20 protein-coding genes are annotated in these 21,506 nt (G+C 66.6%); 12 read left to right on the top strand and 8 right to left on the bottom strand.

Going from position 1 to position 21,506, the window contains the following annotated elements; translation table 11 throughout:
* Position 1 precedes the first annotated feature (1 nt).
* Positions 2 to 394, bottom strand: a complete 393-nt coding sequence (locus tag ACZ50Q_RS16775; RefSeq protein WP_464079029.1) for a RidA family protein — start codon at positions 392 to 394, stop codon at positions 2 to 4.
* 160 nt (positions 395 to 554) lie between these two features.
* Between ACZ50Q_RS16775 and ACZ50Q_RS16770 the strand changes: the two genes are divergently transcribed.
* Positions 555 to 1,472 carry a LysR substrate-binding domain-containing protein gene (locus ACZ50Q_RS16770; protein ID WP_464079028.1) on the top strand — a complete coding sequence of 306 codons (918 nt, stop codon included), beginning with the start codon at positions 555 to 557 and terminating at the stop codon, positions 1,470 to 1,472.
* A 103-nt stretch (positions 1,473 to 1,575) separates the two neighbouring features.
* Here ACZ50Q_RS16770 and ACZ50Q_RS16765 read toward each other — a convergent pair whose 3' ends face one another.
* Together ACZ50Q_RS16765 and ACZ50Q_RS16760 are read right to left on the bottom strand one after the other, a co-directional pair.
* On the bottom strand, positions 1,576 to 2,886 hold the full coding sequence (locus ACZ50Q_RS16765) for a sigma-54-dependent transcriptional regulator (protein ID WP_464079027.1): 1,311 nt from the start codon (positions 2,884 to 2,886) through the stop codon (positions 1,576 to 1,578).
* Positions 2,883 to 4,268 carry an ATP-binding protein gene (locus ACZ50Q_RS16760; protein WP_464079026.1) on the bottom strand — a complete coding sequence of 462 codons (1,386 nt, stop codon included), beginning with the start codon at positions 4,266 to 4,268 and terminating at the stop codon, positions 2,883 to 2,885. Before ACZ50Q_RS16760 ends, ACZ50Q_RS16765 begins: the two co-directional genes overlap by 4 nt.
* 344 nt (positions 4,269 to 4,612) lie before the next feature.
* On the opposite strand from ACZ50Q_RS16760, the gene ACZ50Q_RS16755 reads away from it, so the two are divergent.
* The 4 genes from ACZ50Q_RS16755 (at position 4,613) to ACZ50Q_RS16740 (ending at position 8,505) form a co-directional block, all read left to right on the top strand.
* Positions 4,613 to 5,098: a tripartite tricarboxylate transporter TctB family protein gene (locus tag ACZ50Q_RS16755; protein ID WP_254791891.1), complete on the top strand. Its 486-nt coding sequence runs from the start codon at positions 4,613 to 4,615 to the stop codon at positions 5,096 to 5,098.
* 3 nt (positions 5,099 to 5,101) lie between these two features.
* Positions 5,102 to 6,628, top strand: a complete 1,527-nt coding sequence (locus ACZ50Q_RS16750; RefSeq protein ID WP_464079025.1) for a tripartite tricarboxylate transporter permease — start codon at positions 5,102 to 5,104, stop codon at positions 6,626 to 6,628.
* Between the two features lie 73 nt (positions 6,629 to 6,701).
* Positions 6,702 to 7,196, top strand: coding sequence for a hypothetical protein (locus ACZ50Q_RS16745; protein WP_092575254.1), 495 nt, complete (start codon positions 6,702 to 6,704; stop codon positions 7,194 to 7,196).
* Positions 7,197 to 7,245: 49 nt separating this feature from the next.
* On the top strand, positions 7,246 to 8,505 hold the full coding sequence (locus tag ACZ50Q_RS16740) for a putative Na+/H+ antiporter (RefSeq protein WP_464079024.1): 1,260 nt from the start codon (positions 7,246 to 7,248) through the stop codon (positions 8,503 to 8,505).
* 37 nt (positions 8,506 to 8,542) lie between these two features.
* On the opposite strand, the gene ACZ50Q_RS16735 is transcribed toward ACZ50Q_RS16740, so the two are convergent.
* From ACZ50Q_RS16735 to ACZ50Q_RS16725, 3 genes are read right to left on the bottom strand one after another with little or no spacing between them, the layout of a single operon-like run.
* Entirely contained in the window at positions 8,543 to 10,045 is a 1,503-nt protein-coding gene (locus tag ACZ50Q_RS16735) for a fumarate hydratase (protein WP_464079023.1), read from the bottom strand.
* Between the two features lie 12 nt (positions 10,046 to 10,057).
* Entirely contained in the window at positions 10,058 to 11,038 is a 981-nt protein-coding gene (locus ACZ50Q_RS16730) for a Bug family tripartite tricarboxylate transporter substrate binding protein (protein WP_464079022.1), read from the bottom strand.
* Between the two features lie 51 nt (positions 11,039 to 11,089).
* Positions 11,090 to 12,445, bottom strand: a complete 1,356-nt coding sequence (locus ACZ50Q_RS16725) for a class-II fumarase/aspartase family protein (RefSeq protein WP_464079021.1) — start codon at positions 12,443 to 12,445, stop codon at positions 11,090 to 11,092.
* A 136-nt stretch (positions 12,446 to 12,581) separates the two neighbouring features.
* Here ACZ50Q_RS16725 and ACZ50Q_RS16720 point away from each other — a divergent pair, with 136 nt between their 5' ends.
* Together ACZ50Q_RS16720 and ACZ50Q_RS16715 are read left to right on the top strand one after the other, a co-directional pair.
* Positions 12,582 to 13,304 (top strand): GntR family transcriptional regulator, encoded by a 723-nt coding sequence (locus tag ACZ50Q_RS16720; RefSeq protein WP_076521208.1) that lies wholly within the window; start codon positions 12,582 to 12,584, stop codon positions 13,302 to 13,304.
* A gap of 206 nt (positions 13,305 to 13,510) precedes the next feature.
* Positions 13,511 to 14,509 (top strand): Bug family tripartite tricarboxylate transporter substrate binding protein, encoded by a 999-nt coding sequence (locus ACZ50Q_RS16715; RefSeq protein WP_175493055.1) that lies wholly within the window; start codon positions 13,511 to 13,513, stop codon positions 14,507 to 14,509.
* An 83-nt stretch (positions 14,510 to 14,592) separates the two neighbouring features.
* On the opposite strand, the gene ACZ50Q_RS16710 is transcribed toward ACZ50Q_RS16715, so the two are convergent.
* The gene (locus tag ACZ50Q_RS16710; RefSeq protein WP_076521206.1) at positions 14,593 to 15,525 is read right to left on the bottom strand and encodes a LysR family transcriptional regulator; all 933 of its coding nucleotides are present in this window, start codon (positions 15,523 to 15,525) and stop codon (positions 14,593 to 14,595) included.
* Positions 15,526 to 15,638: 113 nt separating this feature from the next.
* On the opposite strand from ACZ50Q_RS16710, the gene ACZ50Q_RS16705 reads away from it, so the two are divergent.
* The 5 genes from ACZ50Q_RS16705 to ACZ50Q_RS16685 all read left to right on the top strand — a co-directional run bounded on the left by ACZ50Q_RS16705 (position 15,639) and on the right by ACZ50Q_RS16685 (position 20,736).
* On the top strand, positions 15,639 to 16,316 hold the full coding sequence (locus tag ACZ50Q_RS16705; RefSeq protein WP_092575262.1) for an RraA family protein: 678 nt from the start codon (positions 15,639 to 15,641) through the stop codon (positions 16,314 to 16,316).
* A 2-nt stretch (positions 16,317 to 16,318) separates the two neighbouring features.
* Positions 16,319 to 17,701, top strand: coding sequence for an amidase (locus tag ACZ50Q_RS16700; protein ID WP_464079020.1), 1,383 nt, complete (start codon positions 16,319 to 16,321; stop codon positions 17,699 to 17,701).
* 232 nt (positions 17,702 to 17,933) lie between these two features.
* On the top strand, positions 17,934 to 18,818 hold the full coding sequence (locus ACZ50Q_RS16695) for a TRAP transporter substrate-binding protein (protein ID WP_464079019.1): 885 nt from the start codon (positions 17,934 to 17,936) through the stop codon (positions 18,816 to 18,818).
* A 16-nt stretch (positions 18,819 to 18,834) separates the two neighbouring features.
* Positions 18,835 to 19,443 (top strand): TRAP transporter small permease subunit, encoded by a 609-nt coding sequence (locus ACZ50Q_RS16690; RefSeq protein WP_464079018.1) that lies wholly within the window; start codon positions 18,835 to 18,837, stop codon positions 19,441 to 19,443.
* 3 nt (positions 19,444 to 19,446) lie between these two features.
* Positions 19,447 to 20,736, top strand: a complete 1,290-nt coding sequence (locus ACZ50Q_RS16685) for a TRAP transporter large permease (RefSeq protein ID WP_464079017.1) — start codon at positions 19,447 to 19,449, stop codon at positions 20,734 to 20,736.
* 21 nt (positions 20,737 to 20,757) lie between these two features.
* Here ACZ50Q_RS16685 and msrA read toward each other — a convergent pair whose 3' ends face one another.
* Positions 20,758 to 21,477 carry a peptide-methionine (S)-S-oxide reductase MsrA gene (gene msrA, locus ACZ50Q_RS16680; protein WP_464079016.1) on the bottom strand — a complete coding sequence of 240 codons (720 nt, stop codon included), beginning with the start codon at positions 21,475 to 21,477 and terminating at the stop codon, positions 20,758 to 20,760.
* Between the last annotated feature and the right edge of the window lie 29 nt (positions 21,478 to 21,506).

Raw genomic sequence — 21,506 nt, 5'->3', positions numbered from 1 at the left:
GTCAGCGGCCCTCCTGCGGGATGGCGGCAATCGCTTCGATCTCGATCATCGCGGCGGGATCGTACAGCGCCTTGATTTCCGCGATGGTGTCGGCCGGGTAGGGCGCCGCAAAGAAGCGCCGCCGCAGCGCGACCACGTCGTCGAAATGCCCCATGTCGGTCACGAAGATGGTGACCTTGATGACGTCCTTCAGGCTGGAGCCGCCCGCTTGCAGGGCGCGCTGCAGGTTCAGGAAGGCCTGCTCGCCCTGGGCCGCAAAGCCGCCGTCGACGATCTTGCCGTCGTCGCCGGCGCCTGCCTGGCCGGAGATGAAAAGCAGGTTGCCGAACTGGATGCCCTGCGACAGCAGAAAGGGGGCGTAGTGGTCGGGCTGGGTGATGATCTGTTTGAGCATGGTGCGAATTCCTTCATCTATGTCCGGCCGGGGGTGGGGTGGGGGGTGTGTGGGTAGAACGTCGGCCGATGTCGCCAATGTATGAGGGCCAGGGACGCGTGACAAAGGTTCGTTTGTCAGCTATAAGGCGAGAAAAACTCATCTATAAGAGCCGCCCGCCATGCAACGACGATCCCTCCCGCTTTCCGCGCTGCGCGCGTTCGAGGCGGCTGCCCGCCTGGGCAGCTTCAAGGCCGCGGCCGAGGAGCTGGCCGTCACGCCCACCGCGGTCAGCCACCAGATCCGCGCCCTGGAGGCCGGCACGGGCCTGGTCCTGTTCGATCGCCAGGTACGCAAGGTGACGCTCACCGAGGCAGGGGCGCAGCTGTACCCGGTGCTGCGCGACGGCTTCGATACCTTCGAGGCCACGTTGGCGCGGCTGACGCAGCGGCGCACGCGCGCGCAGGTCAGCATTTCCGCGACCAATGCGTTCACCGTGAAGTGGCTGGTGCCGCGCATGGCGGACTTCCGGCGGCGGCATCCTGACATCGACTTGCAGCTGCAGGCCAGCGACGACCTCGCCGATCTGCGTTCGGCCTCGGTCGATATCGCCATCCGCTACGGGCGGGGGCCGTATCCCGGACTGGTGACCCGGACGCTGTTCACCGACCGCTTTGCGCCCGTGGCCAATCCGCGCCTGGGGGTGGCCTCGCCCGATGATCTGGGCCGCGTGCCGTTGATACGCTTCGACTGGAAGCGGGCTCAGCCGGAGAATCCCACCTGGGAGCGTTGGTTCGCCGTCGCCGGACGGCAACCGCCGCCGCTGGGCGGCCAGCTACGCTTTTCCGACGAAGGGCATGCGATCCAGGCGGCCGTGGCGGGGCACGGGATTGCGTTGGTCAGTCTGGCGCTGGTCGATGAGGAACTGAAAGCGGGCCACCTGGTGCGGCCGTTCGGGCCCGAGATCGACGGGCACACGTATCGTCTGGCCATGTCCGGGGAGCGGACGCCCTCCGGGCCTGTCACGGCGGTCGCGGATTGGCTGTGCGCCCAGGCGGAAAGCGCGGGGAGGGCGGCGGCGGAATCGGCGGCGGAATAGGTAGCGCAGTTGGCAGCGGCGTCGGCGGTGCGGCGCCCGGCGGCGTCGCCTGGCGCGATTCCACGGCGGCGGCCGGCAGCAGGCCCGAAGAGCCTGCGGCCGGTCAATCCGCGCCGGACTCGTTGCGCCCTGTTTTCAGCTTCTTCCACAACGTTGTGCGCGAAATGCCAAGCAGCCGGGCCGCCTGGCCCATATGGCCGCCGGATTCGGAAATGGCTTGCTGGATGGCGCGCTGTTCGGCGTCAAGCCGGGTGGCCGCCAAGTCTGGTTTGTCGACGAGCTTCTGCTCGGGGAAGAGGTCGCTGCTTTGCAGCAGGGCGCCATCCGCCATGACGACGGCGCGCGCAATACGATTCTTCAACTCCCGCACGTTGCCGGGCCAGGCGTACTTCTGCAGGGCCTGGAGGGCGTCGGACGACAGCGACGCCTGCGTGGCGGATTGCTCGGCCAGGATGGCCCGCGCCAGGACGGGCAATGCGCCGGGGCGATGCCGCAGCGGCGGCGTCGCGAGTCTGGCCACGGCCAGCCGATAGAACAGATCCGCCCGAAAACTGCCTTGCGCCATCGCGGCCTGCAAATCCGTGCACGTGCTGGCCAATACCCGGCAATGCGTCTGGCGCGCGGTGCTGTCGCCCAGCGGGCGGTACTGGCCGTTTTCCAGCACGCCCAATAGCGCGGCCTGCGCCCGGGGCGTCAGTTCCGCCACTTCGTCCAGATACAGCGTGCCGCCGGCCGCCTGCGAAAACAGGCCCTCGCGCGCCGCGCTGGCGCCGCTGAATGCCCCTTTCAGATGGCCGAACAGCAGGCTCTCCACAAGGTCCGTCGCCAGCGTCGCGCAATTGACCGCGACGAACGGGCCGTCACGGTAGGGCGAGCGCGCGTGCAGATAGCGGGCGGCGCGGTCTTTTCCCGAGCCGGTCTCGCCTTCGAGCAGCACCGGCAAGGTGCTGGCGGCAAGCCGTTCAAGCTCCTGCGCCAGCGCATGGGTCTCGTCGTTGAGCGCGTAGGGGTTTTCAAGCACCGCGTCGTGCTGCGCGGCGGGCTGCGCGGCGATGACGGACCGGATGCGCGCCACCAGCGCGTCGGTGTCGTAAGGCTTGGTCAAGTAGTCGTTCGCGCCCGCCGAGACCAGGCGGACGGCCTGGGCGATGTCGCCGTAGGCCGTCGCGAACACCACGGTCGTGCTGGCCAGGTGCGGGATCAGGCGTCGATACAGATCTTCGCCCGAGCCATCCGGAAGCCGGATATCGGCCAGCAGGAATGCCGGCCGCAGGCGCGTCCGGCGAAACAGTTCGACGGCCTGCCCGCAGCTTTGCACCCACTGCGTGGAAATGCCTTCAAGCCGCAAGCGCTGCAGCAACGCGCCGCCCAGCAGTTCGTCGTCTTCGATCAGCAATACCTGGTTGTCGTTCAACGCGCTTCTTCCTGTACACCGAAGGGCAGGCGCACGGTAATGCACGTGCCGATTGCCATGCGCGTGACGCGCAGGCGTCCCTGCGTGGCTTTGATCAGATCCGCCACGATACCCAATCCCATCCCGTCGCCATCGGTCTGCCCGCCGGTCAATGCCCGTTCCGCGGCCGCCGGCAAGCCGCTGCCCGCATCGGCCACATGCAGTATCAACGCATCGGCGCGCGCACGCGCAACGACCCGCACCAGCGCGCCCGGCGGCGAGGCCTGGATCGCGTTGAGCACCAGATTGAGCAGCATCTGCCGGACGGCGCCGGCCGGAAGCGCCAGGTGCCGGTCGCCCAGGCCTTCGCAATGCAGTTCGACGCGCACGCCGCCGCGATCGGCCTGGGCTCCCGCCATCAGGCGGATATCCGCGATATCTGCTTCGCGCAACAAGGCGGCGCCCGGGCGAAAGGTGCGCAGGCTGGCGTCCACCACGGTCTGCAAGGCTTCAACGCCGCGTTCGATGAAGTCCAGCGATTCGGCGCGCACGTCGCCGCGCTCGCCGAACTGCCTCAGCGTCTGCACGGCGGTTCGCAGGCCGCCCAGCGGATTGCGGACTTCGTGGGCAAGCGCCGCCGACATCCGCCCCAACAGGGCCTCGCGCTCGATGCGCGCATTGCGTTCGGTGAGCGCCTCGCGCTGCAGCACGCTTTCAGCCATCCCGTTGTAGGCCGACAGCAATTCCGCGATTTCCGGGTCTGACGTTGTCAGCCGCATCGGGCGCATGCGATCGTCCGGTCCTGCGCGCAGCGCGTCGGTCAGCGAAATGATCGGGCGCTGAAGGCGCCGCGCCATGCCAAAACACAGTCCGGCCCCGATCAGGCTGATCGCCAATCCCACCAGGCCCAGCTCCCAGGCCAGCGCCTCGCGCTGCCGCAGAAAGTCGCTGACATCGAGATTGGCCACCAGCATGCCCAGCGCGGGCCGTTCGTCATCCAGCGGGCGCCAGGTCCACACGCCCGCGGATTGCAGGCTGACGAGCGTGCCGGAGGGAGCCGTCAACAAGGCCAGCGGAATCGGTTCCACCTCGGGATAGCGTGCCACGTGCGCGACCATGCGGTGGTCCGGGGTGACGACGGCAAGCGTGCGGTCGATCACGCCCAGATGCGTGTCCAGCGCCCGGTTGAGCACGTCGATCATCTGCGCCTCGTCCCGGGCGCGCACCGATGGCAGGATCGCGGCCGACAATCCATCCAGGTACACCTGTCCCAGATCGCGGACCTGCCTGTCGAACTGCCGGGACACGCCATGCAGCGCCAAGGAAATGAGCGCGGCGGAAATCACCAGGAACAGCAGCGACACCGCAAGGGGAATACGCACGGTGAGGGGCAGACGTAGCATGGCGGCGCGTTCAAAACCACAAAGACGCGATTATGCCTTGGCCCGCCGGGCGCGGGATTTGCAAGAAATGGAAAGCGCCACGCGCGCGGGAAATAACCGTGCCAACTGCCTTTTCAGGGGGAAATCGCGCCCGTGTTGTTCACAAAAGTGAACATCGGGTGTTAAGCGTTGCGCGGGCCTGTTCAGCCGTGTGAACAGCCCTTCGCCGGGCTGCTGGTTTTCCCGAAGGACGCGCCGTGGGCTGTGAAAGCAGATTGCAAGGCGTCATCCTTAAAGTGCCCCTCCTTCGGCTCGCGGCATCGAGCGCGGCCGGAGCATGTCGATAACGAACAGGGGGGCAGGCCGTGGGCAGCACCATATTTTCCAGGAAGCGTGATCTGTGGGGCGGTGCATTCGTCGCCCTATGCGGCGCGCTCACCATTCTTCAAGCAACGTCGTACAACATCGGAGAGCTCGCCCGGATGGGCCCGGGCTACTTTCCGCTGATGGTCGGCTGCTTTCTCGTCGCGCTGGGCATCCTGATTCCGCTCAGCCCGGATCCGGATGAAGTGCAGGAAGAACTGATCGAAGAGCACATGCCTCAGCCCACGCGCCACGAGCGCGTGCGCGGCATGGCCTGCATCGCGGCCGGCATCGCGCTCTTCATCGTCCTGGGAAGCTATCTGGGATTTCTGCCCGCCACGTTCGCGCTGGTGTTTGTTTCGGCGCTGGGCGACACGTCCAACTCCGTCAAGTCCGCCGCCATCCTCGCGCTTGCGATGACCGTGTTCGGCGCGGTGGTGTTTTCCTGGGCGCTGCAATTGCAGTTTCCGATGCTGCGCTGGGGGTAGAAAATGGATTTGTTCGACAACGTACTGCACGGCTTTTCCGTGGCGTTGCAGTGGGAAAACCTGCTGTGGTCGCTGTTCGGCGTCTTCATGGGCAACATGATCGGCGTGCTGCCGGGCATGGGGGTGCTGGCGGCCATTTCGATCCTGCTGCCGCTGACCTACGCGATGACGCCGGTGGCCGCACTGATGATGCTGGCCGGCATTTACTACGGCGCGCAATACGGCGGCGGCATCACCTGCATCCTGCTCAACCTGCCCGGCACGCCGTCGCACGCGGTGACGTGCCTGGACGGCAATCCGCTGGCCCGGCAAGGCAAGTCCGGATCGGCGCTGTTCATGCTGGTCATGGCCTCGTTCGTCGGCGCCAGCGTGGGCATCGTCATCATGATCCTGTTTTCGCCCTTGCTGGTTGAAGTGGCGTTTCAGTTCGGGCCGGCCGAGTATTTCTCGATGATGATGCTGGGCCTGTTCGCCGGCGCCACGCTTGCCAAGGGCTCCGCCATCAAGGGCATCGCCATGGTCTTTCTTGGCCTGCTGCTGGGCGTGGTGGGCACGGATGTCAACACGGGCACCATCCGCTACGGCTTCGGCATCATCGAACTGAGCGATGGCATACCGCTGGTGGCGCTGGCCATGGGCCTGTTCGGCCTGGCGGACTTCTTTGCCAACGTCAATCGCATCGGCAAGGCCACGACCGTGGGCGCCGGTCCCAAGATGTCGGTGCGGCCGGAACCGGGCGACATCAGGAAGTCGGCCATGCCGGTCGCGCGGGGCAGCGCCATCGGCGCGGTCCTGGGCATCCTGCCCGGAACGGGCGCGACCATTGCGTCGTTCATGTCCTACGCGGTCGAAAAGCGCGTCTCGAAAACGCCCAAGCGCTTTGGCAACGGCGCCATCGAAGGCGTGGCGGGTCCCGAAGCGGCCAACAACTCGGCGGCGCAGACCAGCTTCATCCCCACGATGAGTCTGGGCATTCCCGGCGACTCGGTGATGGCCCTGATGCTGGGCGCGCTGATCATCCACGGCATTCAGCCGGGTCCGCAGATGGTGACCGAACACGCGGATCTGTTCTGGGGGCTGATCGCCAGCTTCTGGATCGGCAACGTCATGCTGGTCGTCATGAACCTGCCGCTGATCGGGATGTGGGCAAGATTGCTGAAGGTGCCCTACAAGTATCTGTTCCCGTCCGCGCTGTTCTTCGTGTGCGTGGGCGTCTACAGCACGAACAACAACCTGTTCGACGTGGGCATGGTGCTGGTGCTGGGCCTGGTGGGGTATCTGTTCCTGAAGCTGCGGTTTTCGCCGGCGCCCCTGCTGCTGGGTTTCGTCCTGGGACCGATGGTCGAAGAGAACTTCCGCCGGGCGCTCCTGCTGTCGCGCGGCAGCATGAGCGTGTTCATCGATCGTCCGATCAGCGCCGGATTCGTCTACGCCATCCTCGCGCTTGCCGTCTGGCTGGTGTTCTCGACCGTGTGCAACCGCAAAAAGGTTCGCGAACTTGAGCGGACCCAGGCGCAGGCCGGGGCCTGATCGCGCTCGGGTCCGGTATTGAACGGGGGGACCGCAGTCTGGTTCCCCCTTTTCTCATTGACGGGAGGGCCTCATGGAATCATTGACGCCGCATCGAGAAGGCGATGGGCCGTACGGCGCGCAGACCGTCGTTCGCGCGCTGCCTTTTGTGGAATTCATCGAGCTGCTTGAATTCAGCCACCTGCGTTTCGACCTGCCCGAGCACGGCTCGACGACGACGCTGGTCGGTTCTCAGGAATGGCTGCGTGACATCCGGGAGGAATCGGCGCAACCCGGGTCCGTCTATGTCTGCACCACGCTCGATGCCCTGCATCAGGCCGTATTGGCCCCCGACAACGCCGAACTCAGCATCGACATGCCGTCTGAAAGCCGGGTGCGTCTGCGCGCGCTATCGCGGCAACGCGGGCGCGCGGCGCCGGAACCTTGCGTGCGGGTAGACTTGCAGACACTCATTCGGCGCGTTCTGGTGCCCGCCAGCGCTCCCGCGCATCTCTTCGACCTGGTCCGGCGGGTCGTCATGACACGCCTGTGGGTCGACGTCGCGCGGGTATCTTCCTCTCGGATCTGACTTGCGCGGATCCTTCCCTCTCATCAGAAACTGAAGCAGGAATAGACACGTGACAGAGTCCGGGCTTGAAATCATCGCCGCCATTGTTTTTGCCATTGCCTTGCTGCACACCTTTTCGGCGCCGGTGTTTCTGCGCCTGGCGCACCGTAGCAAGCGCCATGGCGGACTGCTGCATCTGTTGGGCGAAGTCGAAGTCGTGTTCGGATTCTGGGCGGCAATACTGCTGATCCTGATGGCGTTGGCGGCATCCGGCGAGACGGCCATGGCCTACGCCGAGTCGCGCAATTACACCGAACCCGCCTTCGTGTTCGTGGTGATGGTCATCGCGGCGTCGCTGCCCGTGCTGACGGTCGTGATGCGCCTGGTCGAGCGCCTGGCGCGCCTGCTTCCGGTACGCGACCAGACGGCCAAGGCCTGGCTGTGCCTGGCCCTGGTGCCCCTGGCCGGATCGCTGGTCACCGAGCCGGCCGCGATGACGATTGCCGCGATGATGCTGGCCCCGCAGGTGTTTCACCGCGAGATGCCGGAACGGCTGAAGTACCTGGCGCTGGGTGTCCTGTTCGTCAATATCTCGGTCGGCGGAACGCTGACGTCGTACGCGGCCCCGCCCGTCTTGATGGTGGCCTCGACCTGGGGATGGGACAGCGCCTTCATGTTCAGCCATTTTGGCTGGAAGGCGGCGCTCGCCGTCCTGATCAATGCCACGCTCGTGACCCTGGTGTTGCGCCCCTACCTGCGTTCGGGCGATGTGCTCTCGCTGAAGGCATCCGCCCCGCCCATGTCGCCGGTCGTTATCGCCGTGCACCTGTTTTTCCTGGCCGCCGTCGTACTCAGCGCGCATCATCCGATCATCTTCCTGGGCCTTTTCCTGTTTTTCATCGGCTATACCCAGGCCTATAAAGCGCACCAGAGCCCGCTCATCATCAAAGAAGCGTTGCTGGTGGGCTTTTTCCTGGCCGGCCTGGTGGTGCTGGGCGGCATGCAGCAGTGGTGGCTGCAACCCATCGTCAGCGGCCTCGAGCCCGACGTGCTGTTCATCGGCGCCCTGGCGCTGACGGCGATCACCGACAACGCCGCGCTGACCTACCTGGGCTCGCTCATCGACGGAATCTCCAGCCAGGCGCAGTACATGCTGGTGGCCGGCGCGGTCGCCGGCGGGGGGCTGACCGTCATCGCCAATGCGCCCAACCCCGCGGGCGTGGCGCTGCTTCGAGGAGGGTTCGCCAATGGCGCGGTGAGTATGCTGGGGTTGCTGATGGCTGCGTTGGGGCCCACGGCCATTGCGGCGGCGATGCTTTTCTTTCTTTGAGGCTGTGGGTGCCAGCTCGGCAGGCTGAACCCGTCGACTACGCCGCCTTGATCCTGAAAAACGCGTGGGTCGTCCGGCCCGCCGCATCCACCGCTACCGTGACCGGCATGTCGCGCACCTCGAATTCGTAGATGGCTTCCATGCCCAGGTCGGCAAATGCCACGACGCGCGACGATTGGATCGTGCGCGACACCAGATAGGCGGCGCCGCCCACGGCGGTCAAGTAGGCCGCGCCGTGCCGTTTGATGGCCTCCATGGCGAGCTTGCCGCGTTCGGCCTTGCCGATGGTGACGAGCAGGCCGGTCTGCGCCAGCAATTGCGGCAGGAATTTGTCCATGCGGGTCGCGGTGGTGGGGCCGGCCGGACCGACGGCCTCGCCCGCCACGGGATCGACGGGTCCCACGTAGTACAGCGTCCGGCCGCGTAGCGGCACCGGCAGGGGCTGGCCGCTATCCAGCAGGTCCGCCATGCGTTTGTGCGCCGCATCGCGGCCGGTCAGGAGCTTGCCCGAGAGCAGCAAGGTGTCGCCGGCCGTCCAGGTGGCGACTTCCGCGGACGTCAGCGTATCCAGGTCGACGGGCCGGCCGGCTTGCGCGGGCAGGGTGTCGGGAATGCCGTCCCAGAGGCCGGGATCGGCAGGCGGAAAATGCGCAGGGCCGTCCGCCGGCATGCTGAAAGAGACGAACCGCGTGGCGGCGCAGTTGGGCACGAGCGCCACCGGCAGAAGCGCCGCGTGCGAGGGCGCCGTGGCCACCTTCACGTCCAGCACGGTCGTATCGCCGCCCAGTCCTTGCGCGCCGATGCCTAGCGCATTGACGCGCTGGTAGACGTCGGCGCGCAAGCGTTCCTCGGGCGTATCCGCGCCGCGCTGGAGCAGGGCAGGCATGTCGATGGGGGTGAACAGGGCGCGCTTGGCCAGGGCCATGGCCTGTTCGGGCGTGCCACCCACGCCCAGTCCCAGCACGCCCGGGGGGCACCAGCCCGCGCCCATGCCGGGCAACTGCGACACGACCCAGTCGGCGACGGAGTCGCTGGGGTTCAACATCGCGTAGCGCGCTTTTACGTCGCCGCCGCCGCCCTTGGCGACGACGGTCAGGTCCAGGCCGTCGCCCTCCACCAGCTCCACCTGCACGATGGCAGGCGTGTTGTCGCGCGTATTGCGGCGGGAACCCAGGGGGTCCAGCACCATCGAGGCGCGCAACGGATTGGACGGGAATCCGTAGGCGCGCGCGACTGCGCGGTTCGCCAGGGTTTGCAGGCTGGGCGTGGGCCCGGCGCCGTCGCGCCGGATGCGCACGTCCATGCCCATGCGCACATACACGTGCACGACGCCCGTATCCTGGCAGACGGGCCGCCTTGCCTGCGCGCTGAGCTTGCTGTTGATCAGCAGTTGCAGCAGGGCCTGCCGGGCGGGCGCATGCGTTTCGGCCTCGTGGGCCGCTTTCAGCGCTTGCACGAAATCAGCGGGATGCGTGTGGCTGATGGCCTGCAGCGCATCCGCGATGCTGGTTTCGAGGTGGCCGGCGGAGACGTCGCGCATGGTGGACGGTTCCTATTGCAGGGTGATGCCGGCTTGCTTGATGACCTTTGCCCAGCGCTGGCCTTCGTCCGCGGTGAACTGCTGGAAAGCGGCCGGGGCGTACTGGTCAGGCGGCAGAAGCTGGATGCCTTGTTCGACCATCTTGCCGGTGAAGGCGTCGTCCGCCAGCGCCTTCTGCCAGGCCTGGTAGAGCGTTTGCACCACGTTGTCCGGCGTGCCCTTGGGGGCGTAGAGGCCATACCAGGTGGACACCTGGAAGTTCGGGATCGCCTTTTCCGCCATCGTCGGCACGTCGGGAAATTGCGCCATGCGCTCGGAGGAGGTCAGCCCCAGCGCGCGGACCTTGCCGCCCTTGGTCTGCGGCAGCGCTGTGTTGGTCTGGTCGAACATGGCGTCCACCTGATTGCCCATCAGGTCGTTCAGGGCCGGCCCGGCGCCCTTGTAGGCGACGGGCGTGATGTCGATGCCAGCCTGGTTGGCGAACATGGCAGCGACCAGATGTGACGTGGACCCGACGCCGGCGTTGCTGAAGTTCAGCTTGCCCGGGTGCTGCTTGCCGTAAGCGATGAGATCGGGGACCGTCTTGTAGGGCGACGATTCTCCCACCAGTAGCACCAGCGGCGTGTCGGGAAAGCGGAACACGGCCTGGAAGTCCCGGGTCGGGTCATAGGGCAGGCGGGCATAGAGGGACGGCGCCGCCGCCATGTACCCGATGTGGCCCACCAGGAACGTGTATCCGTCGGGCGCGGACTTGGCGGCCTTGGCCGTGCCGATGGTGCCGCCGGCGCCTCCCACGTTCTCGATCAGGATCGTCTGCTTCAGTTCCTGCGAGACACGGTTCGCGACGTTGCGCGCCATGGCGTCGGTCGGGCCGCCGGCCGCGAACGGGACGATCCAGGTGATCGCCCGCGCAGGGTAGTTGTCTTGTGCTTGCGCGCCCATCGGCAGGGCGAACGCGCCCGCGACGGTCAGTGCCGCCATCCAGTTCTTCATGAATTGTCTCCGTCCTGTTGTGGTGTTTTCTGGTAAGGGATGGGCCGCCGGTCAGGCCTGCCCGGGATAGGGGTGGGCCCGCACGCGGTCCACCATGGCGGGGGCAGCCCCCAGGTAATTGGCGGGATCGCACAGGCGCTCGATGGCGGCGCCGTCCAGGCGCTGCGTCACCCGTCCATCCTCTTGCAGCACCTCGGCCAGGCGGCGACGCGACGTGGCCGCGTTGCGGCACGCGTCGTACACGACGTCGTGCGCGGTCTGGCGGCCGATGTGCGGCGCCAGCCCCATCATCACGGCTTCGGCCACGATCAGTCCGCCCGACAGGTCCAGGTTGCGCGCCATGCGCGCCGTGTCCACTTCCAGCCCGCCCAACATGAACCGGGCCTGGTGCAGCGCGCCCGCAGTCAGGACGAAGGCTTCCGGCACGGCCGACCATTCGATGTGCCAGGGTCCCGTGGCGCGCTCGAAGTCCTGCAGCATGGCGTCCAGCGCGAGCCCCGCGTGTTGGCGGACGGTCTTGGACGCGCTCCACATCAACTCGCAGGAAATCGGATTGCGCTTCTGCGGCATGGTGCTGGAGGCGCCGCGGCCCTTCACGAAGGGTTCGAAGGCTTCGCCCAGTTCATTCGTCATCATCAACATGATGTCCACGGCGATCTTGCCCAGCGATCCGGCCACCAGCGCCAGGAACTGCACGGTCTCGGCCAGTCCGTCGCGGGCGACGTGCCAGGTGATGGGGGTGGCGCCCAGATCCAGCTCCTGCATCAGCGCGGCATGCACGGCCAGCCCCTCGTCTCCCAGGGACGCCAGGGTGCCGGCGGCCCCGCCGAACTGCCCGATCAGCACGCGCGGGCGCAATTGGGCCAGCCGTTCGCGATGGCGGCGCACCATCAGCAGCCAAACGGCGGCCTTGTAGCCGAAGGTGATCGGCAGCGCATGCTGCAAATGGGTGCGCCCGGCCATGGGCGCATCGCGATAGCGCAGGGCCAGGGCGTCCAGGATGCCATCCAGTGCGGCGAGGTCGTCGTCGATGATCGCCAGCGCATCGCGCACCTGCAGCACCGTGGCGGTGTCCATGATGTCCTGCGTGGTGGCGCCCCAGTGCAGGTATTCCCCTTCGGGACCGCACATCCTGGACAACTGGTGCACGAGCGGCAGGATGGGGTAGCCGACGATCTCGGTCTCGACCCGCAGTTCGTCCATGTCGATGGCGGCGGCATCGGCACGGGCCTCGATGGCGCGGGCGGCTTCGGGCGGAATGATGCCCAACCGGCCCTGCACGCGGGCGAGCGCCACTTCGGTGTCGACATAGCGCCGCACGGTGGCGGCGTCGTCGAAGACGGCGCGCATCGCGGCGGTGCCGAACATGTCTTTGAACAGGGCGGATTCGAGGACGGAGACTGGCATAAATGTACGCTCTTAAAAAGTTGTACGTACATTTAAGCAGGCGCAAACCGGGACGTCAACGCCGGGGATTACCCGTAGGCGCTGCGCGGCGGGCGCCAGCAGATAGAATGCGGGAGTCGCCAATCCGCACCCTGCCATGTCCATCACGCTGTATACCCGCATCTCGGAAGAACTGGCGCGCCGCATCGCCGCCGAGGTGTATCCCGTGGGCGCCGCGCTGCCTGCCGAAAACGCCCTGGCCGAGGAGTTCGACGCCAGCCGTCACACCGTGCGCGCCGCCTTGCGTCAGTTGCAGGACTTGGGCCTGATCGCGCGTCGCCGGGGCAGCGGCACGGTCGTCATGGCCACGCGCCCCAAGGCAGGGTTCAGCCAGTCGCTGCGGTCCCTGGAAGACCTGGTGCAGCTTGCCGCCCGCACGCCGCGCAGCATCCGGCAGGTGCAGGAAGTGGTGGTGGATGTGGATCTGGCCGCGCGCCTGGGCGTGGGTCCCGGGACGCGCTGGTTGAAGTTTTCGTCCACGCGCGGCGCGGAAGGACAGCCGTCCGTGGTCTGGACCGAGCTGTATGTCGATGCCCACTACAAGGGCGTGCGCAAACTGGCGCGTGAGCATCCCGACCGCCTGGTGTCGGATTTGATCGAAGAACATTACGGCCGGCGTATCGCGTCGGTCGAGCAGACGATTTCCGCCTGCGCCTTGCCGCCGGCGGTCGCCCGGGAACTGGAAGCGCCGCCGGAATCCCCGGGCCTGTTCATCCTGCGGCATTACAAGGACCACGCCGGGAGCATCGTCGAAGTGTCGTGCTCCTACCATCCGGCGGGCCGCTACGAGTTTTCGACGACGCTGATCCGAGAGCGTTAGGCGCCGCGTTGCGCGGCATCCGGCCTTCCACCCCTCGACGCCGGGATTACCCGTAATAAGAAAAATCTCTCAATTCAGCGGGCATTTGTGATTACTGGCGGCCCGAACCCGCATGCTAATTTTTCCCTGCAGTTCGAAGATCGCTTCATCACACACAGGGGAATCACACCATGCACGCCGTGGGTAAAGCATGCCGCAAGGCAGGGATGGCATCGTCCGTTCGCAGCACGTTTCTGAAGTTGATGGCGCCGGCGCTGATCGCTGGCATGGTCCTCGGCGCGGCCGCCGCGCCGGCGCGGGCCGCGGATTTTCCGGGCGACAAGCCGATCAGCCTGGTCGTGCCGTTCCCCGCCGGCGGCGGTACCGACTTCATCGGCCGCCTGTTGGCGTCGGAGCTGGGCAAGGCGCTCAAGACCACGATCGTGGTCGAGAACAAGGGCGGCGCCAACAGCAATATCGGCACAGCCTACGTGACCCAGGCCCGGCCCGACGGCCACACGTTGCTGGTGTCGGGCGTGGGGATCGCCACCAATCAGGGCCTCTACAGCAAGCTGCCCTACAAGCTTGACCAGCTAGACCAGATCGCCATCCTCGCCTTCGGCGCGGATGTGCTCGTGACCGCGCCCGATTTCCCGGCGCAGACGCTGGCCCAGTTCGTCGACCTGGTGCGCAAGCAGCCCGGGAAGTACTCCTATGCCTCATCGGGCAACGGCACCACCGGCCACCTGGGCATGGAAATGCTCAAGCAGCGCGCCAAGCTCGATATCATGCATGTGCCCTATAACGGCGGTTCGGCCGCGATCAATGATGTGCTGGCGGGCCGCGTCGACGTGCTGTTCGTGAACCAGGACACGGCGTTGCCGCATGTCCGCGCTGGCAAGCTGCGCGCGTTAGCCATTGGCAGCGCCCAGCGCAATCCCACCTATCCTGATACGCCCACCGTGGCCGAGAGCGGCTATCCGGGCTTCTCGTCGGAGTACTGGTTCGGCCTGAGCGCGCCGGCTGGCTTGCCGGCACCGGTGTTCCAGCAATTGTTCCAGGCTACCCGCACCGCGATGCAGTCGCCCGCCATTCAGGAAAAGCTCGGCGCGGTGGGCCTGGTGATTCCGCCGCTCACCGATGGCAAGCAGTTCGTGACGCTGGTGGACGCCGAAGTGCGGAAATGGGGCGAGGTCGTGCGGGTGTCGGGCGCGCGTATCGATTGAGCCGGCCGCCCCGCGGTTCGGGTCAGCCGTGCCGGGCGCGATGACAGGAAGCAAGATCGGGGGACGCTCACGCGGCCCCTTTTTCATGCCTTGTCGGCGTGCGCGGGCGTGGCTTCGATAGGCGCCAGGAAGTTCAGGCGCGTGAGCGTGTCGCGCGTGATGTCCACGATCGAGTCGATGTGGGCGCCATGCGAAGCCGTGAGGTACGAGATATAGAAGCGCGCTGGGGGGATCGGAGGATCGGCGGGCAGGGCGCGCAGCACCCCCATGTTCAGCATGTCCTGCAGCAGCGGTACAGGCAGGATGCCGATGGCGTGGCCGGCTGCGATCAGGCGCGAGATGAGCGCAAGCGAATTGGTGGTGCTGGGGCCCGACATGTCGACGCCGCCCGAGGCCAGCCAGTTTTCGACCACGGTATAGAGGGTGGACGGCGGCGAGTGCGTGGCGATGTGATGGCCGCGCGCATGCTCAGCGCGGAATGGATCGGCCGTGATGTGCAAAGTGGGCGAGGCTACCCAATGAAACGTCATCCAGCCGATGAATACGTCGGTGACGGTGTCGCCCGTGGCCGGGTTGGTGAGCAGCGCCATGTCGAGCTCGCCCGCATTGAGCTTGCTGTTGAGCACCGAGCCCACGTCCACCGTCATCTCCAATGCCAGCGAGGGGTAGTGCTCCTTGAGTTGCGCGATCACCGCGGTCAGCCCGACGTTGGCCGAACACTCATCCGCGCCCAGCCGCAGCTTTCCGCCCAGGCTGCGATCCTTGCCGAAATGTTCGAGCTGGCGTGTGCTGTGCAGCGCGCTTTCGGCGTGGCGCAACGCCGACTGTCCCACGTCGGTGAGGCTCACGCGCTGGCGCGAGCGGTCGAAGAGCTGCACGTCCAGCGCGCCCTCGAGCTCGCGGATGCGTGCCGATACGGCGGGCTGCGTCACGTGCAAATGGCGCGCGGCCGCGTGGATGCTGCCCAGCTTCGCAGTCCAGTAGAAGGCCTCGAGCTGGCTTAGGGTTATCCGCATGATAAGGAGTCTTTTTCAAACAGCGCCGAAACTTTGATTATTGGGCAGGAAAGTCTGCGTGATACCTTTTTTCCAACGGGTTTCGGCCCATCTCATTGTAGTGAAGACACACGATGTATCTGATTCATTCCTTGCCCGATGCGCTGCCAAGCGACGATCTGGCGCTGCTGCAGAAGGCTGAGCCGGCCACCATCGGCCATTTCCAGACCACGGGTTTCATGCGCAACGATATTCGCGCGCACCAGCGTGACGTGCGCATCGCAGGGACCGCGGTGACGGTTCGCATGCCGGGCAGCGATGGCGGCATTCTGCACCATGCCATGGCATGCGTGCGGCCGGGGGACGTGTTGGTGATCGACCGCTGCGGTGAGACTGTTACTGCCGCTTTCGGCGGCGCCATGGCGTACGCCGCCAGACAGGCGGGCGTGGCCGGCATCATCGTGGATGGGGTGGTCACCGACCTGGGCGAGCTGCGCCAGCATGGCATGCCGGTTTGGTCCAGGGGACCGTCGGTGATCACCACCAGGTTGCTCGGCCATGAAGGCGAGTTCTGCGGGACGATCCATTGCGGCGGCGTCACGGTGTGTGCTGGGGCCGCCGTGCTGGCTGACGAAAACGGCGTGCTGGTGCTTGAGCGCGGCGCCGTGCGCGCCGCAGCCCAGCGCGCGATCGACTTCCAGGCTCAGGAGCAGACCACGCTGGCGCGCTTGCGCGCCGGTGAGAAATTTCCCGATATCGTGGGCTCGCGCGCGCTGATCGAACGCGCCATCGCGGCTGTCCAAGGAGTGTGAAAATGAGCATCGACCTCGACATCACCGAACTCGCCCAGCGGCTGCACCGCCGCGAACTGCGCGCCGAAGCGCTGGTGGGCGACTATCTGGCTCGCATCCGCGCGCTCGACCCCTGGCTGCACGCCTACGTGGCGGTCTATCCGGACGAGGCGCTGGACGCGGCGCGCGCCGCCGATCTCCAGATGGATCGGGGCATCTGGCTCGGCCCGCTGCACGGCGTGCCGATCGCACTGAAAGACCTGATCGACATCGCAGGCCGGCCAACCACCATCGGCTCGCCGATCCATGCCGAGACCATCGCCACGCGCACCGCGACGCTGGTCAGGCAACTGCAGCAGGCCGGCGCCATCATTTTGGGCAAAACGCACATGGTGCAATTCGCCATGGGCGCATGGGGCCCCAATCAGCATATGGGCACGCCGCGCAATCCCTGGGACGATGATGTGCACCGCATCCCGGGTGGATCGAGCAGCGGCTCGGCGGTGGCGGTGGCTGGCCGCCTGGCGCCGGCCGCGATCGGCACCGACACCGGTGGCTCGGTGCGTGTGCCGGCCAGTTACTGCGGCATCACGGGCCTCAAGCCGACCGTGGGCCGCATATCGACGCAGGGTGTCGTTACGCTGAGCCAGACCCTCGACAGCGTTGGCATTTTCGCCCACAGTGCCGCGGACGCGCGCCTGGTGTTCGACGCGCTAGTGCCGGCCGCACCCGGCGAATGGCGCGAGCCGCTCGACGCTTCGCGCTTTGGCATCGCTGGCGCTACGCTCGGCCGGCTGCCGGAGGCGTTCCTCGCCGACGTTACGACGGCCGTGCGACGCGCCTATGAGGAATCGATCGCGCTTTATCAAAGCCTGGGCGCGCAGATCGTGGAGATCACGCCCCCCGCGACGTTGGCTGAGTTCAAGGCCGTGACCGGGGACATCATGATGACCGAGGGCGTGGCCTCGTTCGAGCGCGAGATGACTGATTTCTCGTTGCCGGTGGATGAGTCGGTGCGCCCGCGCCTGCTGGTAGGGCTGGACGTGCCGGCGGTGCGGTATCTGGCTGCGCTGCGCGAGCGCGACCGGCTGCAGGCGGAGATGCATGGGCGCCTGCGGGGCGTGGCCGGTTTGCTCACGCCCACCACGCTCACCACCGCGCTGCCGCTTACCGAGGTCGATCATGGCAATGCGCCGGTGCATTACACCCGCATCGGCAACCTGCTGCAGATGTGCGGGATATCGGTACCCAACGGCCGCGACGACGCCGGCCTGCCCACCGGCCTGCAGATTCTTTGCCCCGGCGGCGAAGACCGGCTTGCGCTGTACCTTGCCGAGGTGTTCCAGCGTCATTCGGATTGGCATCGCGAGCGCGCCGAGGCGCGGGCGCCGGCGAACGCGGACTGACACGCCGCCGCACTCGGGCACGCGCTGCGCGCGGCCCTTCTCGAAAACAGGGGGAATTATGAAATGCAGCACTTTGGCGGCGCTGCTGGCGGCCGTCGCGACCTCATTTGCCGCGGCCGGATCAGCCAGCGCCCAGTCGGGCGCCTTGCCCGCGACCCACTTCGCGGTGGTCGGTGGCGGTAGCCACAACTACACCTTCACAGCCGTCGAAAGGCCGTTTTGGGAGAAGACTGTGCCCCAAGCGTCAGGCGGCAAGGTCACGGCCGAGCTGATCGGCCTGTCGGAGAGCGGTCTAAAGGGCCCGGAGATCGTGCGGCTGTTGCGCGCCGGCGCGCTCGACGTGGGAATGGGCGTGTTTGCCTTCGTGAGCGGCGACGACCCGACTTTCGAAGGGGTGGACCTGCCGGGCATGGCGACCGATTTCGCCACCGCGCGCAAGATGGTCGCCGCCTACCGGCCCGTGCTGGAGCAGCGCATGCTCAAGCGCCACGGCGTGCGGCTCCTGGCCACCGTGCCCTATACGGCCCAGGTGTTCTTCTGCCGCGCGCCGGTGAATAGCCTGGCGGACCTGAAGGGGCGCAAGGTGCGCACGCGCGGCAGCAACATGGCCGAATACGTGCGCACGCTGGGCGCCGCGCCGGTGACAATTCCGTTCGCCGAGGTCATACCCGCCTTGCAGACGGGCGTGGTCGATTGCGCCGTCACCGGCATTGGCTCGGGCAACGCCGCGAAATGGTATGACGTGGCCAAGAACCTGTATCTGTTGCCGATCGACTGGTCCATCGGCTTCTACGCCATTGCCGAACGCCGCTGGCAGAAGCTCGATCCCGCGGTGCAGCAGTTCATGCTCGAGGAGGCGAAGGTGCTGGAGCAGCGCCTGTGGGACGAGACCGGCCGCGAGGGCGACTATGCGCTGGCTTGCAACACCGGGCAGGGCGAATGCCGCATCCACACCCAGGCTGACATGCAGGCCACGGCGCCCACCGAAGCCGAGCGCGCCACGCTGCGCGAGGTTGCGACGGACATGGCCAGCCGCTGGGCGCGGCGCTGCGGCGAGGAATGCGCCGCCAACTGGAGCGCGTCCGTGGGCAAAGCCCTGGGCGTGACGCTACGCTGATCTTCAAGGACATCTCATGACGACAGAAACGCATGGTTCGCTTCGCATTCTCGAACGGGTGGCCCGCATCGGCGCCTGGATAGGCGGTCTCGGGCTGCTGCTCGTGTCTTGGCTCATCGTGATCGACTTGATCGCGCGCAAAGTCGCGGGCTTCTCGCTCGGTGGGGCGGACGAACTGGCTGGCTACACGCTGGCGGTGGCGAGTGCCTGGGCTTTTCCCATCACCTTGCTGCGCCGCTCGCACATTCGGGTCGACGTGGTCTACACCCATCTGCCCGCCAAGGCGCGCGTCGTGCTCGATCTGTTTGCGCTGGCGTGCCTGGGCGTGTTCGTGGGCACGCTGACCTGGCACGCATGGTTCGTGCTGGCCGATTCCATCGCCTTCCAGTCGGTGTCCAACACGCCGCTGCAGGTGCCGCAGTGGATTCCGCAGTCGCTCTGGTTCGCCGGCTACGCGTTCTTCCTGCTCACCATCGTGGTCCTTGGCGCCAGCGCGCTGGGCCGCGTGATGCGCGGCCGCTGGCAGGCGGTCAATGCGCTGATCGGCATCCATTCGGTGCAAGAGGGTATTGAAGAAGAAACCGCCGACGCACTCGTGCCGGCGCGCACACAACCCCAGGACTGATCCATGTTGATAATGACGATTTCCATGCTGCTCGGCCTGCTGGCGCTGAGCGTGACGGCGGCGGCCACTGTGGGCCTGCTGGGTATGAGCCTGGCCGGCGCGTATTCGCCCCTGAAACTGAGCAACGCCATCGGGGAACTGGCCTGGGGCACCAGCGCCGAATTCCTGCTGGTGGCGATTCCGCTCTATGTGCTGATGGGCGAGCTGCTGGTGCATTCCGGCGTGGCAGGCCGCATGTATGGCGCCGTGTCCAAGTGGGTGTCGTGGCTGCCGGGCGGGCTGATGAACGCCAACATCGGCGCCTCGGCCCTGTTCTCGGCCACCAGCGGATCGAGCGTCGCCACCTCCGCCACGATCTCCACGCTGGCGCTGCCGGAGCAGCGCAAGGCGGGCTACAACGCGCCGCTTTTCCTGGGTTCGATCGCGGCAGGCGGTACGCTGGGCATCCTGATCCCGCCGTCGATCAACATGATCGTGTATGCGCTGATCGCAAACGTGTCGGTGCCCAAGCTCTATCTGGCCGCCACGCTGCCGGGCGTGCTGCTCACCCTGCTGTTCGTCGGGCTGATCGTGGGCCTGTGCGTGTGGCGGCCGGGCCTGGCCGGCAAGCGCCCAACGGTGAGTTGGAATGAGCGCATCGCCGCGTTGCCGCACCTGCTGCCACCGCTCGCGATCTTCGCGCTCGTGATCGGCGTGATCTACGGCGGCATCGCCACAGCCAGCGAGTCGGCCGCGCTCGGGGTGGTGGCCGCCACCGTGCTGTGCGCCTGCAAACGGGTGCTAAGTTGGGCGATGTTGGGCCGCGCCTTCGAAGCCACGCTGCGCACTACCGGCATGATCATCTTGATCACGCTGGCGGCGTTCTTCCTGAACTTCGTGCTGTCCTCGATCGGCCTCACCACCTTGCTGGTGAATGCCATGACCAGCCTGGACCTGCCGCCGCTGGGCATGATGCTGGCCATCATCCTCTTCCACATCCTGCTCGGCTGCTTCATGGACACGCTCGCCATGCTGGTCACCACCGCGCCGCTCACGGTGCCCATCGTGGTGGCGCTGGGTTACGACCCGGTTTGGTTTGGCGTGATGCTGATCGTGTTGTGCGAAATGGGCCAGCTTACGCCACCCTTCGGCATGAATCTGTTCGTGGTGCACAGTGTGCGCGGCCAGGGCAGGTTCATGGACGTCGTGGTGGGCGTGCTGCCATTCCTCGCCATGCTGTTGCTGATGATCGTGTTGCTGCTGGCCGTCCCACAACTGGCGCTCTGGCTGCCGAGCCAGACGTCGACCCTCTGAGCAACTCACGGCGAAGCCTGGTTATCGATTGTGCTCAGCCACCAGCACCGGCTTCTCCCGATACCGCTCCGGAAACGTCTTGGCCAGATTCTCCACCTTCGGAATGTCATTGATCACGATGTACAGGCTGTTCGGGTTGCGCACCAGATAATCCTGGTGGTAGTCCTCGGCAGGGTAGAACGCCTGCAGCGGTTCCAGCGTGGTCGCCAGCGCCTTGGGGTAGACCCCCGACTTATTGAGCTGGGCGATGTAGGCTTCGGCCACCTTGCGCTGGCTGTCGTTGGCGGGGAATACCGCGGAACGGTATTGGGGGCCGTAGTCCGGGCCCTGGCGATTGAGCTGGGTCGGGTCGTGGGCGACCGAGAAATAGATCTGCAGCAGCTGGCCATAGCTGATCTGGCGCGGGTCGTAGGTGATCTCGACGGCTTCGGCGTGGCCGCTGCGTCCGCCGCTGACGGCGTTGTAGTTGGCCGTGGCGGCCTGGCCGCCGGCGTAGCCGGAGACGGCGTTGCTGACGCCTTTGACGTGCTGGAAGACGGCCTGCACGCCCCAAAAGCAGCCGCCGGCGAGGATGGCCTTTTCTTGCGTGGCGGCCTGGCCCGCGGGAGCCGCGGTCAGGTCCGCGGCGGGCGGGGGAATGATGAAGGCGCGTTCCGCGGCGGGCGCGGGGGCCGAGGCCAGCAGGCCGGCGGTGGCGGCCAGCGCCGCGCAGAGGCGGCGGATCGTGGGATGCTTGGACATGGTGCGGGGATCCTGTGTAGGTTGCGGGC

The sequence above is a fragment of the Achromobacter sp. T5-5 genome (assembly GCF_055397965.1).
This window is presented reverse-complemented; position numbering and strand designations above follow the sequence as displayed.

Bases quoted from the DNA above. Each gene is read 5' to 3' on its own strand.
- ACZ50Q_RS16775 (WP_464079029.1), bottom strand. From the start codon at position 394: ATGCTCAAACAGATCATCACCCAGCCCGACCACTACGCCCCCTTTCTG.
- ACZ50Q_RS16770 (WP_464079028.1), top strand. From the start codon at position 555: ATGCAACGACGATCCCTCCCGCTTTCCGCGCTGCGCGCGTTCGAGGCG.
- ACZ50Q_RS16760 (WP_464079026.1), bottom strand. From the start codon at position 4,268: ATGCTACGTCTGCCCCTCACCGTGCGTATTCCCCTTGCGGTGTCGCTG.
- ACZ50Q_RS16750 (WP_464079025.1), top strand. From the start codon at position 5,102: ATGGATTTGTTCGACAACGTACTGCACGGCTTTTCCGTGGCGTTGCAG.
- ACZ50Q_RS16745 (WP_092575254.1), top strand. From the start codon at position 6,702: ATGGAATCATTGACGCCGCATCGAGAAGGCGATGGGCCGTACGGCGCG.
- ACZ50Q_RS16735 (WP_464079023.1), bottom strand. From the start codon at position 10,045: ATGCGCGACGTCTCCGCCGGCCACCTCGAAACCAGCATCGCGGATGCG.
- ACZ50Q_RS16730 (WP_464079022.1), bottom strand. From the start codon at position 11,038: ATGAAGAACTGGATGGCGGCACTGACCGTCGCGGGCGCGTTCGCCCTG.
- ACZ50Q_RS16725 (WP_464079021.1), bottom strand. From the start codon at position 12,445: ATGCCAGTCTCCGTCCTCGAATCCGCCCTGTTCAAAGACATGTTCGGC.
- ACZ50Q_RS16720 (WP_076521208.1), top strand. From the start codon at position 12,582: ATGTCCATCACGCTGTATACCCGCATCTCGGAAGAACTGGCGCGCCGC.
- ACZ50Q_RS16715 (WP_175493055.1), top strand. From the start codon at position 13,511: ATGGCATCGTCCGTTCGCAGCACGTTTCTGAAGTTGATGGCGCCGGCG.
- ACZ50Q_RS16710 (WP_076521206.1), bottom strand. From the start codon at position 15,525: ATGCGGATAACCCTAAGCCAGCTCGAGGCCTTCTACTGGACTGCGAAG.
- ACZ50Q_RS16705 (WP_092575262.1), top strand. From the start codon at position 15,639: ATGTATCTGATTCATTCCTTGCCCGATGCGCTGCCAAGCGACGATCTG.
- ACZ50Q_RS16700 (WP_464079020.1), top strand. From the start codon at position 16,319: ATGAGCATCGACCTCGACATCACCGAACTCGCCCAGCGGCTGCACCGC.
- ACZ50Q_RS16690 (WP_464079018.1), top strand. From the start codon at position 18,835: ATGACGACAGAAACGCATGGTTCGCTTCGCATTCTCGAACGGGTGGCC.
- ACZ50Q_RS16685 (WP_464079017.1), top strand. From the start codon at position 19,447: ATGTTGATAATGACGATTTCCATGCTGCTCGGCCTGCTGGCGCTGAGC.
- msrA (WP_464079016.1), bottom strand. From the start codon at position 21,477: ATGTCCAAGCATCCCACGATCCGCCGCCTCTGCGCGGCGCTGGCCGCC.